We start from the raw sequence: 15,789 nt of genomic DNA on the forward strand, positions 1-15,789 counted from the left end.
TAGGCGAAGCTGCTATCATGCCTATGAAAAGGATGTAGGTCGCCGCAATAGCCGTCAGAAGGAAGGGCAGTCATGGAGATTGGAGACAGGGGTGCCCTGGATGCGATCGATCTCGCACTGCTGACTCGACTTGCCAAGGACGGCCGCGCGAGCCTGACCGATCTCGCGCGCGAGGTCGGCCTCAGCCGGCCCTCCGTCGCCGACCGCCTCCGCAAACTCGAGAGCACCGGCGCGATCACCGGCTACGCGGCTCGCATCGATCCGACCCGCCTCGGCCTTCCACTGCGCGCGCATGTACGGCTGCGCCCCCACCAGCCCAACGCTCGCGCTCACGGGCTTCGCGAGAAGCTGCTCACCCTCGGCCATGTGCTCAGTTGCGTGCATGTCACCGGCGACGACTGCTACATCATCGAGGTGGCCGCCCGGAATCCGGCTCATCTCGAAGAGATGATCGACAGCCTCACCGGGATCGGACGCACCACGACCCTCCTCGTCCTTTCCGAGGTGGTGAGCCCGTCCGACATCGATATTGAAGCTCTGCTGCGCGCTCCCGCCTCCGAACCTGGCCTTCTGCCTGGGCCGGAGTCCGCCCTATCGAGCCACACACCGTCACCCCTGCCGGACGGCCGGTGACGGGCGGTCCGCGGCAGCTGCCCAATCAGGCTGGTGACTGCGGCGGTCGATCGGGGCGCGCGATCTGAGGCCCGCCGTCGGCCAAGGCGTCGCGTCGTGCTGAACGATTGTGAAAGCCTACGCGTTGGCGGCCCGGCGCCGCGACGGCATCGACGCCTGCATCCGCTACCTGACTAACAATGCTGAACATCTGCGCTACGACCAGGCGCTCGAAACGGGATGGCCGATCGCGACCGGCGTGATCGAGGGCGCCTGCCGCCATCTGATCGCCGACAGATTCGATCTGCCCGGAGCCGGAGGGGGCCTGGCCAGCGCGGAAGCGGTGTTGAAGCTCCGCGCCGTGACCGCCAACGGGCATCTCGACGCTTACTGGAGCTACCATCTCGCCCGGCAACACGAGCGTGTCTACCAGAGCTGCTACCAGGACGGATATGCCCTCACCGCCTGATCACCCCGTCCACTGAGAACGAACGAGCTACACCCCAACTCAGATCACGAACATGCCGGGCCGTGCCGGTTCCCTCTCGACCGCGAGGGCTGCGTCCACGGGAGTGGTGTACGAGTTTGACCTGGTCACAGGCGTGGCGTCGTGAAATGAAGACGGCCACCGCGTGATCCTTCAAAGGCGCAAGTCAAGATCGAAGGAGAACACGTGATGGCCGCGGACAACAGTGTGACGCCCGAGCAGTGGCTGGCGAAGCAGATCGAGACCGACGACCCCGACTTGTTGCGATCCATGGTGAAGACCATGGCCGAGGCGTTGATGTCGGCCGAGGCCGACAGCCTGTGCGGCGCCGGCTACGGCCAGCGCAGCGAGGAGCGGACCAACCGGCGCAACGGCTACCGCACCCGCGATTGGGACACCCGCGCAGGGTCGATCGCGCTGGCCATTCCGAAGCTGCGCTCAGGCTCGTACTTCCCGGACTGGCTGCTGGAGCGGCGGCGCCGGGCCGAGCAGGCGCTCATCAGCGTCGTGGCCACCAGCTACCTGCTGGGCGTCTCGACCCGCCGCGTCACCCGCCGCGTCGACAAGCTCATCGAGCAGCTGGGTATCAAGCACATCTCCAAAAGCCAGGTCTCGCAGATGGCCAAGACGCTGGATGCGCAGGTCGAAGCCTTCCGCACCCGGACGTTGGACGCCGGCCCGTACACCTTCGTCTGGCTGGACGCGCTGACGCAGAAGGTGCGCGAGGGCGGGCGCATCATCAACGTGCACGTCCTCGTCGCGACCGGCGTCAACGCCGACGGGCGGCGCGAGATCCTCGGACTGGAGGTCACCAGCGCTGAGGACGGCGCGGGCTGGCTGGCCTTCCTGCGCGGCCTGGTCGCCCGCGGCCTGTCCGGAGTGCAGCTGGTCATCTCCGACTGTCACGCCGGGCTCGTGGCGGCGATCGGCGCGACCGTGGCGGGCGCGTCCTGGCAAAGGTGCCGCAGTCACTACCTGCGTAACCTTCTGACCTGCGTCAACAAGTCCGCGCAGCCGTTCGTGGCCACCTTGGTGCGCACCATCTTCGATCAGCCCGACAGCGCCACGGTGCGCGCTCAGCACGCCTGGGTCGTGCAAACGCTCGAGGCCAAGCATCCGGCCGCGGCCGAGCACCTGGACGCCGCCCGGGAAGACCTGATCGCCTTCGCCGCCTTCCCCCGCGAGATCTGGCCGCAGATCTGGTCGAATAACCCGCAGGAGCGGCTGAACAAAGAGATCCGCCGCCGCACCGACGTGGTCGGCATCTTCCCCGACCGGCCCTCGATCATCCGGCTGGTCGGTGCTGTGCTGGCTGAACAGACGGACGAGTGGGTCGAAGCCCGCCGCTACATGGGCTTGGACATCCTGGCCAAAGCCCGCGTCCGGCTCGTCGCCAGCGACACACCGACCCAGAAACCGCTCCCGCAGACACTTACCGCTTAACCTGCAGAAACAGGATCACGCGAAGATCGATTCATACACCACGTCCGTGGACGTGACCCGCGCGAATGAGCCTGCGGTGAGGAGCGGGCCACGCGGCCCAGCTGACGAACCCGCGAGCTCCTCACGGGGCCGGGTGATCCACGGTGATCTGCTGCCACCAGTCCGACCAGGCCGAGCAGACCTCGCCGGCGACTGTGTGGCCCGCCGGCGACCCTTCTCCGAATGCGTCCCACTTCATACAGGTGCGGTGTATGAGGCGCACGTTGGAACGGCCTGACCCGGTCCACCGAGCGGAACACCGTCAACCGAGACCTCGGTAGTCTCCATCCTGCAAGCGACAAGAGCACCAATTGAGCGACGTGAAGAGGGGGCTCCATCTTCATGATCAACGACCTCCCTGGGGAGACCCCCGGTGAGGGCGCCTCGGCGCCTGACGGAGTCGATCAATCTCCACCCCACCAGTCCAGCAAGGCCGGAAGCGGTGCTCCACGGCCCACGCGGGGCCGCTCGGCGCCCACCGTCCCGGACGGGATCATGACCGAGCCTGAAGAGATCTTCCAGCGCGAGGTGGCGCGCCGTCACCAGCTCCCCGACGCGCCGCTCGTCGGCGCGACAGAGCCCGAAGAGCTCTTCCTACAGGAGCTGCGCGACCAGCACCGCCAGCCCGGCGGCCGTACCCTCGCCGACCCGGCCGACGCGCAAGCCGCCGCCGCGGACCGTGCCTGGCTGACCACCATGATGGCCAGGCGCACCGCCGACGGCGGGTGACACTGACCGGCCGCGCGCTCGCTGCCCCGGCACTCTGCCCGCAGGATGTCAGGCAGGGAAGGCTTGGCGAACTGGCGATCCCGCGCCGTTGTCGCGCTGGTCTCGATGCTGGCCACGCTGCCGTCGCTGCTCGCCCCCCGCTCGGCGGGGCCGTGGCCGACCGGGTGGACCTCCGGCTGGTGATGCTCGCCTGCGACGCGGTCTCCGCCGCGGTGATCTCTACTGTTCGCCTCATGACGATTGCCGCGCCTGCTCACCCCTCGGGACGATGTCCGCGCCGCCTCGATGACGCCTCGATGACGGGGAGGCACGAGCGTGAGCGGATGGGACAACATCCAGCGGGCCGTCGGCGCGGCTGACGCATCTTTGCTGGGCGACGAAGTGCTGCGACTCGGCGCGGAGGAGCGCCGCGAGGCCGCCCACACGCGTTTCCACGCCGCGATGGATATCTGGGGTTCTTGGCCTCTTCTCGCAGATCAGAGCGAGATGATCTCTTCTGGCACGTGAGGCACGTTGACTGGCCCTCAAGGCATGTTGCGTCGAACGCTGCGCAAGCCGCCGCCCGCTGGCTCAACTGCTGGGGGGCGATCAAGACGGCATGGCGACGCCGCCCGACGGCATTCACGGGGGGCCGGGAGAGCCTCCGTGTGATGCGGACGCCCGGCGTTTCTGGCACTGTCGTCAACCACAGGGCAACCGGAACGGTCAGGAAAGCGCACCTCCCCATCCACCGGAAGGGAAGGACATGTCCCCTCGTTCTTGCGGCGTGCTGACGATCATCTTCACCTCCGAAGACCTCGCGCTCACTCGGCTGGCGACCCGGACTGACCTTTTGTGGGAGATGGTGGGCAGTCTGCACCGGCTGCAAGCCCGCGACGGCGGGCAGACCATGACCGGCTGGCGACGCCAAGCCCGGGCCCGACTGACCGATGCCGGCCTGCTGGCGTCCGTCCGCTCGCTGCTGCTGCCGCTTGCGCCCAGAGGGCCGTACTTTCCCGACTTCCTCACCCCGATCGAAGCCCAGCTGGGCGACGAGCAGGCCCTGCAGGCGCTCGCGGACACGCCCGGCAAGCGGATGCGGGCCGAGATGGAGCTGCTGCGCCGCGGTGCCGGTCTGCCTTCTGCGGAGTTGGTGGACCTCGCGCGGGGGAATCGGCAGGCCATCAAGCGGCTCGGGCGGGTTGTGGCCGGCTACTGCGAGGCGGTGCTCGCGCCGCACCGGCCGCAAGCGGAGCCCGCCCTCGCCCACGAGCGCGCCATCCTGCAACGGCACCTCGTCACCGGTGGCGCCGAGCAGGTGCTCGCTCACCTGTCGCCGGCGATGCGCTGGCGCCCTCCGGTGCTGGAGGTCGACTATCCGGCTGGACTGGACCGCCAGATCCACCTGCGGGGGCGGGGGCTGACGGTGATCCCGTCCTACTTCTGCCGGGGCAACCCGGTGGCGCTGGTGGATCCGGCGTTGCCTCCCGTCCTGGCCTACCCGATCCGCCGCCCTGGCCAGCGCCGCGCCGCCGGGAGCGCCGCCGCCGGGGGCGAGGCGCTGGCGGCGCTGCTGGGGCGCACCCGAGCAGAGATCCTGAGCTGCGTCGCCCACGCGCCGGGCTGTAGCACCGGTGAGCTGGCCCACCGGGCGCGGGTCTCGCCGTCCACGGCCAGCGAGCACGCTCACGTGCTCCGCCAGGCCAACCTGATCGTCAGCGTCCGGCAGCTCAACCTGGTGCTGCACTACCCCACCGAACTGGGCACCGACCTCCTCGCCGGGCGGCCCGCCCGCGGACCAGCGTCTTTCGGCGGACGCCGAAACACCCTCACCATCTGACGGCCGCGCGCCGATGCTGAGATTCACCGGCGGTTGGACGAGCGCGTACGAGGCGTCATGCCCGCGCCGACCCGTCCGGCCGGATGAGAACTCCACGCAAGGGAGACGCACCATGCGAGCGCCACGTACCAGGAAGGCCGCTGCGGTGATCATGGCCGCCGCACTGATACCGGCCGCCAATCCGACGATCGCTCATGCGGGCTCGGCCGAGAGCGGCGAACGGGCCGTCGCTCCGGTATGCATCGGCGATGGTCCCTACATGTACCGGAACTTCAAGTCCAAGAAGGTCCTGGCGGCCTTGGGCGGCTTCGGCAGCACGGTCGTCCAGGACACCGAATGGAGCCCCCATCCCTTCGTCACGTACCAGTACTGGTGTCGTATCCCGGACGGCAGCTTCTATCGCAGCTTCGAGAACATCCACCAACGCCTGAACATGGGCATCAGTGGCGGTAGCACCGCGGCTGACGCGTCAGCGATCCTGGCGAACCCGGCCGGGGACCCCAACCAGGACTGGCAGCAGCGTGACGACAGTCGCTACCCGGCAGGCGTCTTCGCACTGGTCAACCGCAAGAGCGGGCTGTGTCTGGGCATCTCCAACGCGTCCGTCCACGATGGGGCGCGGGCGGCACAGTATCGCTGCGATGGGGCGCTCAACCAGGGCTGGTCGGAGGAACCCGTACCTGGATGGTGAAGTGGGGCCGAGGGTGAGGTCGTAGCCGCGGTTGCCGATCTGCACTCGCTCATCGCGGTGGGCGCGCCGAGCGTGGCGTGCGCGCGGTCGACGCCACCCTCGACGACATGCGTGCCGCCCAGGAACCGGTGATGTTCTGTCATAAGGATCAGCCGGGCACCGCGCACCCGATGCGGTTGTGCGCGGGCTGGCCGGCCGTGGTCGGCCCGCACCACGTGCCCACCCGGATGAGCCTGATCGTCGGCAGCCTGCCCGCCGAGGCCGTCTACCCTGACACCCGCGACTGGCCGGCCCTGCACGCCGGCCTGGCCGACCTGCCGGCCCGCCGCCAGGAGCAACTGGCCGCGCGGGAACGCGACCGAGCACCGCGATGAAGGCGACGTGGCCAGCGCAGGTCCAGGCACGGCCGCGGCAGGACGCTAGGCGATCCAGCAGCCGCTGCGCGGCATGCCCGTGCGCCGACGCCACGGCGAGCAGGGGACGGCCATGACACCTCGCCGCTTCGGCCCACGCGCGGAGGAGGCATTGCGCCGTACGCTCAAGGACATCGACGATGGCCATGACGCTGTGGGTGCGTACGCCAAGGACTGCCGGCTGTTCTTCTCGCTTCTCTGGGGGCCGGGGCAAGAACTGGGACGAGGCGCAGGCCGAAGCGAGGCCCGAATGGGAGTCCTGTCTTGAGTAACCCGTCCCCAAGACAGGACGCCGCAGTCTGTCAGTAGGTGTAGCTGATGATGTTCGCCTGACTCTTGAGGGTGATCCGTACCCACATGCTGGTGCTGTAGCCCCGCCGGTCGTAGACCTTGACGTCACCGCCGCCGTTGTACTGCACGGTGGCGCGGCAGCCGCGCAGAACACGGAATCCGTCTACGTCGTAGTAAAAGTAATAACCGCTGGAACTGTCCCGCGGGCCGATCAGCACACCGAGGGTCGGTCGGAGGATGACGCCGAAAATCGGTCGGCGGCCGACCCACAGCGGCCCGCCAGACGTTGGAGCGCCGTCCTTCTGCTGATCGTGGGCTTGGCCTCGCTGGTCGCGCCGGACTTACTCGACCATGGCCCGCGCGCACGGCCGTTATCCTCCGCCAAGACTCCGGGGATCATCGAGTCGGGGAGTTGGACGCGCCCGGAGACGCCCGTTCCGGCCGAGCTGTTCGGCGTCACGCTCAACAGTTCCACCGGCACCATGCCCGCCTTCCGCGTGGGTGCCGTACGACTCTGGGACAGCAGTACCAAGTGGTCGGAGATTCAACCGAACCGGGATGAGTTCGACTGGTCGACCCTCGACCGCCTGGTGGACGGAGCACGGCGGGCCGGACTGCCGGTGCTGTTCGTGATGGGCGGCACCCCCGATGGGCCAGCCCCAACGATCCCGTCGGCCCGTACCCGGGCGGCTCCAGGCCCTCGCCGCCCGACCGCTTGGCCGATTGGGGACGCCTTCGTGACCGCCCTCGTCACGCGCTATCGCGGCCGGATCGAGGCGTACGAACTATGGGTCCTGGCCAACGACCGTCGCTTCTACAGCGGAAGCATGGCCACCCTGGTCGAGATGACGCGCCGGGCCAGCCGCATCATCCGGTCCACAGACCCGAAGGCGTCCCTCGTATGCCCGGGCATGGGCCAGCTGTGGTCCGAGGAAGGACGCGCCCTGCTCCAGGAGTTCGCCGCGCTCGGCGGCTACGACAACTGCGACATGGCCGGGATCAAGCTCTACCAGCGCACGGCGTCCGACCCGCCGGAAACCATGCTCGAACTCGCAAGAGTCATCGACCGGACCTTCCACCAGGCGGGCATCCATCCGCGGCTGTGGAGCACAGGCACCACCTACGACATCCCTCTGCAAGGTGCCCTTGCTGGACAGCAGTGATGCCTTTAGGCCAGAAGGCCCAGGGTTTCGGGCGCTTCCCAGGCCGTCAGCTGCCGCTCAGGGTCGGTTTCCTCCTGCGCGAACTGGTTGATCAGCTCGGCGAGGGCTTGCCGGTCCTGCTCGGGGAGCTTGTGCAGGAGGGCGATCACCGGCACGAGCACCTGCATCGCGGCCCTCAGGCGCGATGGCGTCATCTTCGCTGAGATCAAGCCTGATGACGATCTCCGTGAGGGCTTTGGCAAGGGTGCGTTCGAGCGTGGTCATGGTGGGGCTCCTGGCTGGTCGTTGAGGGGCGGGCCCTGGTCAGCCTGCCGCCGGCTCGGCGAGGCGGGCTTCCAGATCGGCGATCATCTGGGACAGCAGGCTGGTGTGGGCCGCCGTTCATGGGGTGCCGTTGACATGACTGCTACCACCCGCCACTTCGGGGTTGACCTGGGTGATCAGTGCGTGCAGCGAGGCGCGAGAGCATGCGCCACAGCACATGCGGGGAAGTCCCCTTCAGCCCCCTAGTCGATGAAGTCGATGTTCGGGTGCCGCGGGGATTCGCCGTCGAACAGGTGCCGGTCCCGTCCGCGAAGGTGCAGATCGAAGAACGCGCCGATGTAGTCCCGTTGCGCGGCCAGCGAACGACGGGGATCGATGGTGCCGATGAGCGCCTCACGCTTCTCCGGCGCCACGCGCGCGCCGAGTTGCGGCACGATGATCTGCAGATCGCTGTAGGCCTCGTGCGTGCTGCCGCGCAGGAGCAGATCCCGCTTCCAGCCTCGCTGGCTGGCCCAGAAGTCCGCCCAGCTGCGGTCGAATTCGGGATTCCGGTGGGTGTGTTCGAGCGGTTTCCCGTTCTCGTCGACGCCCTCGGCGCCCATCAGGAGGAACGGCCTGTCCAGGCCGCGTTTGGTGACTTCGCCCGGCACGTAAGGAGTTCCCGGGGGATAGCCGACCGCGGTCGCCATCGCGCCGTCCAGGTTGATCCCGGCGTCGACACGGCGGTCGTGGACCATCGTCTCGCCCGCGGTGAACCCGCCGTAGGAGTGCCCGTAGGCGCCGACCCGGGACAGGTCGAGCGACTGGCCGAGCCCACGGGGGAGCGGCCGCTTTCCCGTGTCGGGGTTCTCGCCCCGGGTGATCTTCGTGAGCTGGTCGAGGACGAACCGGCTGTCGGCGACCCGGGCGTCGAGCGCCTTCTTCAATTCGGGGCCTTCACCCTCGGACACCGCGAGTTCGAGCCGCCCACCAGGAAACTCGACCGCTACGCTCTCGTAGGTGTGCGAGAGCGAGACGACCACGTAGCCGCGGCTCGCCAGGTCGTCGACGATCGCCGTGTACATCTCGCGTGGGAAGCCGAAGCCAGGAGAGAAGAGCCCGACCGGCTTCGGCGCGCCGTGCGCCACGGGGACGCCGGTCTCGGCCCTTCGCTTCGCCGATGCCCAGTCGATGGAGCCGGCCGGGAGATCGAGGTAGTCCTCGCCCGCCAGCGCCTGGTCGATCACGGTGCTCATGCCGGGCGTGAGCCACGGTGCCCGCGGGCCCTCGGCGAACCGGTCCGCCGGGTAGGTGACGGTGACCATGAGTTCCCGGCGCCGTTCCGGTTTCCACGGATCGGGGCGGGACGGGTCGACGAGGTGGAGGTCGGTGGTGCCGACGTCGTACCGGCCGGTGAGGGTCGGCGCGGTAAGCTTGGCCTGCTCCGCCGCCACGGCGGGAGCGGTCGCGGTGAGCCCGCACGCGAGCGCGAGGCCCGCGATCAGCGCCGAACCCCGCACCACCCTGATGTGTCTCGATAACACTGCTGAAGTCCTTCCGGATCGGGCGGCCCAGCGGCCGCCTGCTTCCGACCCTGGCAGCGCCCCGGCACTACGCGCATCCCCCTTCGGAAGGAGCCGTGCTCTCACCCGTGAGGGGTACGGTAGGCCGACGCGGCCCTGGGGTGCAGCGCCACCTTGCCCGTACCGCTCAGTGTCCGGACGTCGAGGAACTGCGTCCCCACCGCAGGCGCCGGCAAGAGGTCGGCGGCGTGGCCGACCAGCACGCGCGCCACGGAGGCCGCGACGTCGTCGGGCAGGGAAAGCGCCGCCAGCAGGAGGTTGGCGACGCCGATCGTGCGCAGTTCGCCGACTCCCTGACAAGCCTGCGCTGGGACGTGGACCTGGTCGTACACCGGGCCGTAGCCCGCCCGCGGCGCCGGCAGGTGGGCGTCGAGCGGGAGGAGGGTGACCGCGGTGGTGCGGCTCAGCTCCGTCAGCGCTGTGTGGGGATCCCGCCCGACCAGAGCAGCGTGCCCGTCGTCGGGTTCCCCGGCCCTCGCCCGCCGATCCGGACAGCCCTGCTGGACAACAAGGTCGCCGACGCCGAAAATCGCGGCGCCCGACGCCGCCGCGACCGAGCAGCGCGTTGATCGCACAATTCGCCATCCCAGGTTCAGGCGGCTCCCAGCAGGCCGACGCAGACGCCTGTACCTGGTGACAGCTTTCGTTAACGACAGTCTCGTCGTGCAACTCCGCAGCCTCGAGCGATCCTGTCGGGATTAGAAGGTCTCCCGACACCCCGCCCAACCGGTTCCCAGTGGCCCGGAAAACCAGACGCCGGGTGATGAAACATCGCTCCAGGCGGCCGATTCCGGGCCCGGATCGGCGACAGGATTTCCCGACAGGTAGAAGAGGGTTCCCTCCTCTCCTCGAGGAGCTCCCGGTGCGGATCGTCTACTCGCGCTCGTCGACCACGACGCAGTCGCTGCTGCAGCTGCGGCACATTCTCACAGAGGCTGGCCTCCTCATCCGGACCGAGGGCGTCCCCGAGGGGTGCTGCTGTTCGAGGACCCGGCGGCCACCTCGAAGATCCCCGTCCTGGAGAGCTCCGCGTTCGCCGAGGTTGCCGCGGCCGCGCACCCAGCAGTGAAGCGGGGACCCGCTCACGGCAACGTCAGGTCGAGCCGGGTTTCCATGTCAAGGCGGAACCGGCCGTAGGGGTTCACATGAGCCCAGAACGCGCCCGGGAGGCGAGGCGGCGGGCATCCGGGTCAGGTGCCGCCGGGGTGAGGTTCAGCCGGTCAGGCCGGCGTCGTGGGCGAGCAGGGCGATCTGGGTGCGGTTGTTGAGGTCGAGCTTGTCGAGAATGCGCGAGATGTGGGCCTTCACGGTCGCGATGCTCATGAACAACTCGCCGCTGATCTCGGCGTTGGACCTGCCCCGGCCCACGGCGACGGCCACCTCCCGTTCCCGTTCGCTGAGCAGGCTCAGCACGCGTACGGCGTGCTGCCGCCGGGCGGCGGCGCCGGTGTCGGCGACGTGGGCGATCAACTGGCGGGTCACCGTCGGCGACAAGATGGGCTCCCCGGCCGACACCCGTACGATCGCGCGCAGGATCTCGGCGGGCGGCGTGTGCTTGAGCAGGAAGCCGCTGGCCCCGGCGCGCAGGGCGCGCAGCACGTACTCGTCGGCGTCGAAGGTCGTCAGCACGACGACCTCGGGCGGGTCGGGCCGGGCACGCAGCAGCTCGGTGGCGGCCAGGCCGTCCAGCACGGGCATGCGGATGTCCATCAGCACCACGTCCGGGGCGCAGGCCTCCACCGCGGCGGGCACCTCGGCTCCGCAGGCCGCCTCGCCCACCACGCTCAGCTCGGGCGAACCGCCGATGATCATCGCCAGGCCGGCCCGTACCAGCGGGTCGTCATCCACGATGAGAACCCGGATCGCGGCGTTCACCTCGGCCACGGCAGCCATGCCCACAGCCGGAACTCACCCGCGGCGGTCGGGCCGTACTCCAGCCGTCCACCGGCCAGGCCGGCCCGCTCGGCCAGGCCGATCAGGCCACTGCCGCCGCCCGGGATCCCGGCGACGGCGGTGGCGCCGGCCGGGTTGCGCACCTCGACCGTCAGCCCCTCCCCCGCCGCCCCGCCGACGGCCACCGACACCTGGCCGTCGCGGCCGTGCTTGCGGGCATTGGTCAGCCCTTCCTGCACGATCCGGTACGCGCCGCGCCCGATCGCCGCGGGCGCGGCCGCCGGTTCCCCCACCCGGCAGTCGAGCAGCACCCGCATGCCCGCGCGCCGTGACTGATCGACCAGGTCGGGAAGATCGGCCAGAGTGGGCTGGGGCCGCTCCGGCCCCTCCTCGGACCGGTCGAGGCCGGCGCGGAGCATGCCGATGACCTCGCGCAGATCCTCCAGCGCCCGGTGCGCGCTGTCGCGGATCACCCCGGCGGCCTGGGCGACCTCCTCGGGCGCGGCGTCGGGACGAAGCTCCAGCGCCCCGGCGTGCAGGCTGAGCAGGGACAGGCGGTGGGCGAGCACATCGTGCATCTCCCGGGCGATCCGGTCGCGTTCGGACTGGCGGACCTGGGCGAGGCGCAGTTCCCGCTCGGATTCGACCCGCCGGGCCCGTTCGCGCAGGGACTGCCGCCGGGCTCGTACGAACATCCCCCAGGCAAGCACCGCGGCGATGCAGGCGAAGCCCAGCAGGACCTGCCACCAGGGCGGCACCGGGACGTCCGGCCGGACCAGCGGCGTCAGGAACGGCACCAGCACGCACCCGGCCACGATCGGGCCGGCCACCGCCACGCGCCGGTGCGCCGCGACGGTGAACAGCGCGATCAGCGCCACCCCCGCGGCCGACATCGAATAGACGCTGAACGCCACCGCGACCGCCGCGAAGCCGACCGGCCGGCGCCGGCGCAGCCACACCCCCAGGCAGCTCAGCCCGCCGAGGGCGGCGTCCACCGCGAACGGCACCGGTGCTGGATGCTGGCCGAGGCCTTCCACCACGCTGAGCGCCGTGAGGCCGATGGCCAGCAGGAACAACCCCACATCGGCCGCCCAATCGCGCCTGGTGCGTCCGGCCGGGCGCGCCGGGGCGGGCTCGGGGCCGCTGAGCGCGCTGGCGGGGAGCAGGATCCGATGGTCCAGGCCTGCCGGGGTCGTCACGACCAAAGGGTACGGCCGCCCCCGGTCCAGCGGAATCCGACCAAAGTAGATCCCGTACCGCCAACCTTCGGCCATCCGGGCACCGACCTGCGGCCGTAGCGATGCGCCCGCCCGTCGCGCCAGCCTGTCCCCATGACCGGTACGGGCAGCTTCCGTCATCGCCGGCAGCCGCGCGGAACCGGCCGGGAATCCCCGGACCCCCGTCCAACGACCCAGAAAGGCGCCGAGGCCGAATGAGTGACGTGCGAGCACGACTCTCCACCCTGTGGATCGTCGTCATGTTCACCATGCTCTACGCGGATGTCCTCAGTTTCCTGAACGCCGGATTTCTGCGGGGGCTCATGGCGGGGCATGCCGAGGGCGTTCCCGTCACCCCGCTGCTCCTGGTGGGATCCGCGGTCATGGTCGAGATCCCGATCGTGATGGTGGTGTTGTCGCGTGTGTTGAAACCGGCGGTGACCCGGCGGGTCACCTTGGTGGCGGTCCCGCTGACCGCGGCGTTCATCATCGGCGGCGGATCGGCGAAACCCCACTACCTGGTCCTGGCCGCCGTGGAAGTGGTGTGCCTGGCCGTCATCCTGCGGCAGGCCTGGCGCATGGACACCTCACCCGCCGTGAGCCGTCCTGCGGGATGAGGCTTCGCCGATGCCGGGCCCGGCGGGCCTCAAGGCCGCCTCCGTCAGTTGCGCGTGCCAGTCCACGCATGCCTAAGCGCGCAGGCGGGCGAAGGCGCGATCGAGGAGGGCGTGGACCGGGCCCGCACCGGCCTCGCGGAAGCGCCGGACAGCTGTGACATGAGAATGAGCATCATGACGACCTTCCCCGGCCCGCGCTCGTCGGCCGAGATCCGCGCCTACCTCAAGACCCGGCTCAACCAGGCGCTTCGCCGGCCCGGCATGTTCGGTGGTGAGATGGCGCTGCGCCTCCTGCTCGATCACCTGGCCTACGCCGAGCACCAGGATCAGGAGTGGGCGCGAGCACTGCGAACGCTGGAATCCCGGGGCGCCTTCAACTCGTCGCTTGGGCTGCTCACGACCGCACACTTACCGACGTGCGAGAGGAGTTCGGCCCGCCGTCCCTTCTTCTCGGCGGCACCAACCCCTTCTACGGCAAGACACTCGCCTACCTGACCGAACAGGCGACGGAACCGATCATCTTCTTACATCTCTGGAACGGGAGCCCCGACGAAACCGAGACGACCTGGCACCCCATCTACGACGAACCCGTCCTCTTGGCCGTCCGCTTCGGCAGCGGAGCGTTCAAGAACACCTTCATCTTCACACCGGAAGGAAGCAGACGCCGTCCGGCTTGACGACCAGTGGCTCCGCCCATCCGCTGGCCACTACGCCGTGTGGCCTTTGCGACTCCAGACGCGCGAACACGCGACACTTGAATACGCGAGGTCGCCAGTTTGTGGCACTCCTACAACGGCTTCCTCGCAGCGGGGTTGACGTGGGGTCTGATCGCCGACGACCCGGTCGTGTTCCAGGCGAAGATCTTCTTCTTGGTCTGCGCCGGTGTGGCCGGCCTCTATGGGGCCGCCACGGCCAGCAGGAGGATCTTGTTCGTGCAGACGGTTCCCGCGCTGATCGGCCTGGCCCTGGTTCTGCTGACCCGCTGAAGCCTTCCGGACCTCGGTCAGTTGCCGTTGTGCTCCATGGTGAGCAGGACGGAACCCTGCCTGCGACCGGACTCGACACGCCGGTGCGCCTCGGCGGCCTCTGCCAGCGGGTAGCGCCCGTCGATGGCCGGCCTCATCTGCCCGGCTTCGGTGATCTGAGTGAGGAAGCGCAGGTCTTCGGCCTTGTCAGTGGTGGGACGCAGGCCGGTGAAGGCGATGACCGCCCGCTTGTCGCCGAACTTCCGCGTCCAGAACGACTGCAAAAGGATCCCAGGGGAGGGGACTGTCGACAGGTAGACGCCACCGCTGTTCAGCACGCGCCTGCTCCGCGAGAACGAGCTCTTGCCGGCGGCGTCGAAGACCACGTCATAGGTGCGGCCGGCGCGGGTGAAGTCCTCTTTGGTGTAGTCGACGACTTCGTCGGCGCCCAGCGATTTCACCAGCTCCAGCTTGGCGGTGCTGCACACTCCGGTGACCCGCGCCCCAAAGTGCTTGGCGATTTGCACCGCCGCCCTGCCCACGCTGCCGGCGGCGCCGCTGATGAGGATCTCCTGCCCCTCGCGCAGATGTGCGTTGTCCCGGAGGAACGGCAGGGCAGTCAGTACGCCGTCAAGGACGGCGACGACCTGAGCGTAGTCCAGGCCGGCCGGCATGACGGCCAGTGCTCCATCCTCGGGCACGCATACATACTCGGCGTGGGCGCCTAATGCCGGACCGGTGTCCGCGAAGACCTGATCGCCCACGGTGAAGCGGGTCACGTCCTTGCCGACCGCCACGACCTCACCGGCGAACTCGCCGCCCAGCGTCTTGGCCTTCGGCTTGATGGGACCGGTGAACATCCGCGCTAAGAACGGGGTACCTGCGCGGAAGGTGGCGTCCGTCGCGGTCACCAGGGCGGCGTGAATTCTCACCAGCACGTCCTTGTCGCCGGGGTCAGGGGTTTGGACCTCTTCGATGCGCAGAACGTCGGGGGCGCCGTACTTGTAGTAGGTCACTGCTCTCATGGGGTGTCCCTTCTCGAGTGGAGGTGCGGTGGGCGCCGGATCGCTCCATGTAAAGAACCTTTAACACGGTCTAACGTAAAGCACAGCAGACATCGTGTCAACGATTCTTAACATCGGTCGCCGGCCGGAGGGCGTCTCCGCAGATCAAGAGGCATCCGGCGGATCGCCATGCTGCCGCGGCCAGTCCTCAAAGACCTTTGTTTACGAGGCCGTCCAGGAGTACGCCCGGCAGAACAAGCCCGTGAGCGTGCTCTTCGCCGACGACTTCGACCCCACTGGCCGCGCCGTGCCCCGGTCCGTGGTGGACCGCATCGCGCGCTACAGCAACGGCAACGGGCTCGATTTAATGATCCTCAGTGACGGCTTGGGCTCCTTGGGCTGATAGGCGGCCCGCCGCGTCGGCTGCCGGAACGGCTGCATGGGGTTGTGGTGAGCGTTGACCCTGCCGTCCTCGGCGCCTTCGGCTGCGGGGAACGGGTTGATCAACGGCCGACCGTGCATCTCGCGGTGGTACTCATAGAACGAACGGATCACCGCCCGAGCATGGCGACGCCTCCGG

At 69.1% G+C, this 15,789-nt stretch carries 20 protein-coding genes; 12 read left to right on the top strand and 8 right to left on the bottom strand.

Translation table 11 applies throughout. The annotated features are described in order from the left end of the window. The first annotated feature begins 72 nt into the window (after positions 1-72). The 8 genes from ACTMTI_RS18845 to ACTMTI_RS18880 all read left to right on the top strand — a co-directional run bounded on the left by ACTMTI_RS18845 (position 73) and on the right by ACTMTI_RS18880 (position 6,194). Positions 73-633 (top strand): Lrp/AsnC family transcriptional regulator, encoded by a 561-nt coding sequence (locus tag ACTMTI_RS18845; RefSeq protein ID WP_441121696.1) that lies wholly within the window; start codon positions 73-75, stop codon positions 631-633. A gap of 109 nt (positions 634-742) precedes the next feature. Continuing rightward, positions 743-1,081 (top strand): hypothetical protein, encoded by a 339-nt coding sequence (locus ACTMTI_RS18850; RefSeq protein WP_441121697.1) that lies wholly within the window; start codon positions 743-745, stop codon positions 1,079-1,081. Between the two features lie 207 nt (positions 1,082-1,288). Beyond that, positions 1,289-2,542, top strand: a complete 1,254-nt coding sequence (locus ACTMTI_RS18855; protein ID WP_441121698.1) for an IS256 family transposase — start codon at positions 1,289-1,291, stop codon at positions 2,540-2,542. Between the two features lie 534 nt (positions 2,543-3,076). Next, positions 3,077-3,310: a hypothetical protein gene (locus tag ACTMTI_RS18860; protein WP_441121699.1), complete on the top strand. Its 234-nt coding sequence runs from the start codon at positions 3,077-3,079 to the stop codon at positions 3,308-3,310. Positions 3,311-3,625: 315 nt separating this feature from the next. Next, complete coding sequence (locus ACTMTI_RS18865) at positions 3,626-3,817, top strand: hypothetical protein (protein ID WP_441121700.1); 192 nt, start codon at positions 3,626-3,628, stop codon at positions 3,815-3,817. A 238-nt stretch (positions 3,818-4,055) separates the two neighbouring features. After that, positions 4,056-5,129 (top strand): helix-turn-helix domain-containing protein, encoded by a 1,074-nt coding sequence (locus ACTMTI_RS18870; protein WP_441121701.1) that lies wholly within the window; start codon positions 4,056-4,058, stop codon positions 5,127-5,129. Between the two features lie 112 nt (positions 5,130-5,241). Next, complete coding sequence (locus tag ACTMTI_RS18875) at positions 5,242-5,820, top strand: RICIN domain-containing protein (protein WP_441121702.1); 579 nt, start codon at positions 5,242-5,244, stop codon at positions 5,818-5,820. 77 nt (positions 5,821-5,897) lie between these two features. Further along, positions 5,898-6,194, top strand: a complete 297-nt coding sequence (locus ACTMTI_RS18880) for a hypothetical protein (protein ID WP_441121703.1) — start codon at positions 5,898-5,900, stop codon at positions 6,192-6,194. Positions 6,195-6,535: 341 nt separating this feature from the next. On the opposite strand, the gene ACTMTI_RS18885 is transcribed toward ACTMTI_RS18880, so the two are convergent. After that, entirely contained in the window at positions 6,536-6,742 is a 207-nt protein-coding gene (locus ACTMTI_RS18885) for a hypothetical protein (RefSeq protein WP_441121704.1), read from the bottom strand. Between the two features lie 93 nt (positions 6,743-6,835). Here ACTMTI_RS18885 and ACTMTI_RS18890 point away from each other — a divergent pair, with 93 nt between their 5' ends. Next, positions 6,836-7,687 (top strand): hypothetical protein, encoded by an 852-nt coding sequence (locus ACTMTI_RS18890; protein ID WP_441121705.1) that lies wholly within the window; start codon positions 6,836-6,838, stop codon positions 7,685-7,687. Between the two features lie 5 nt (positions 7,688-7,692). Here ACTMTI_RS18890 and ACTMTI_RS18895 read toward each other — a convergent pair whose 3' ends face one another. The 5 genes from ACTMTI_RS18895 to ACTMTI_RS18915 form a co-directional block, all read right to left on the bottom strand. Continuing rightward, the gene (locus tag ACTMTI_RS18895) at positions 7,693-7,881 is read right to left on the bottom strand and encodes a hypothetical protein (RefSeq protein WP_441121706.1); all 189 of its coding nucleotides are present in this window, start codon (positions 7,879-7,881) and stop codon (positions 7,693-7,695) included. Positions 7,882-8,193: 312 nt separating this feature from the next. Continuing rightward, the gene (locus ACTMTI_RS18900) at positions 8,194-9,474 is read right to left on the bottom strand and encodes an alpha/beta hydrolase family protein (protein WP_441121707.1); all 1,281 of its coding nucleotides are present in this window, start codon (positions 9,472-9,474) and stop codon (positions 8,194-8,196) included. Positions 9,475-9,575: 101 nt separating this feature from the next. Continuing rightward, on the bottom strand, positions 9,576-10,088 hold the full coding sequence (locus ACTMTI_RS18905) for a hypothetical protein (protein ID WP_441121708.1): 513 nt from the start codon (positions 10,086-10,088) through the stop codon (positions 9,576-9,578). Positions 10,089-10,725: 637 nt separating this feature from the next. After that, positions 10,726-11,406 (bottom strand): response regulator transcription factor, encoded by a 681-nt coding sequence (locus tag ACTMTI_RS18910; protein WP_329081573.1) that lies wholly within the window; start codon positions 11,404-11,406, stop codon positions 10,726-10,728. Beyond that, positions 11,385-12,605: a sensor histidine kinase gene (locus ACTMTI_RS18915; RefSeq protein WP_441121709.1), complete on the bottom strand. Its 1,221-nt coding sequence runs from the start codon at positions 12,603-12,605 to the stop codon at positions 11,385-11,387. Before ACTMTI_RS18915 ends, ACTMTI_RS18910 begins: the two co-directional genes overlap by 22 nt. A gap of 242 nt (positions 12,606-12,847) precedes the next feature. Here ACTMTI_RS18915 and ACTMTI_RS18920 point away from each other — a divergent pair, with 242 nt between their 5' ends. The 3 genes from ACTMTI_RS18920 to ACTMTI_RS18930 all read left to right on the top strand — a co-directional run bounded on the left by ACTMTI_RS18920 (position 12,848) and on the right by ACTMTI_RS18930 (position 14,226). Further along, positions 12,848-13,240: a DUF6326 family protein gene (locus ACTMTI_RS18920; protein ID WP_329081569.1), complete on the top strand. Its 393-nt coding sequence runs from the start codon at positions 12,848-12,850 to the stop codon at positions 13,238-13,240. A 416-nt stretch (positions 13,241-13,656) separates the two neighbouring features. Beyond that, positions 13,657-13,917 (top strand): hypothetical protein, encoded by a 261-nt coding sequence (locus ACTMTI_RS18925; RefSeq protein WP_441121710.1) that lies wholly within the window; start codon positions 13,657-13,659, stop codon positions 13,915-13,917. A 99-nt stretch (positions 13,918-14,016) separates the two neighbouring features. After that, positions 14,017-14,226, top strand: coding sequence for a DUF1304 domain-containing protein (locus ACTMTI_RS18930; protein WP_441121711.1), 210 nt, complete (start codon positions 14,017-14,019; stop codon positions 14,224-14,226). A gap of 17 nt (positions 14,227-14,243) precedes the next feature. Here ACTMTI_RS18930 and ACTMTI_RS18935 read toward each other — a convergent pair whose 3' ends face one another. Together ACTMTI_RS18935 and ACTMTI_RS18940 are read right to left on the bottom strand one after the other, a co-directional pair. After that, positions 14,244-15,230, bottom strand: coding sequence for an NAD(P)-dependent alcohol dehydrogenase (locus ACTMTI_RS18935; protein ID WP_441121712.1), 987 nt, complete (start codon positions 15,228-15,230; stop codon positions 14,244-14,246). Positions 15,231-15,548: 318 nt separating this feature from the next. Beyond that, a complete protein-coding gene (locus ACTMTI_RS18940; protein WP_441121713.1) occupies positions 15,549-15,764 on the bottom strand; it encodes a hypothetical protein in 216 nt (71 codons plus the stop codon). Positions 15,765-15,789 lie beyond the last annotated feature (25 nt).

The sequence above is a fragment of the Nonomuraea sp. H19 genome (assembly GCF_052068215.1).
Taxonomy (GTDB): Bacteria; Actinomycetota; Actinomycetes; order Streptosporangiales; family Streptosporangiaceae; genus Nonomuraea.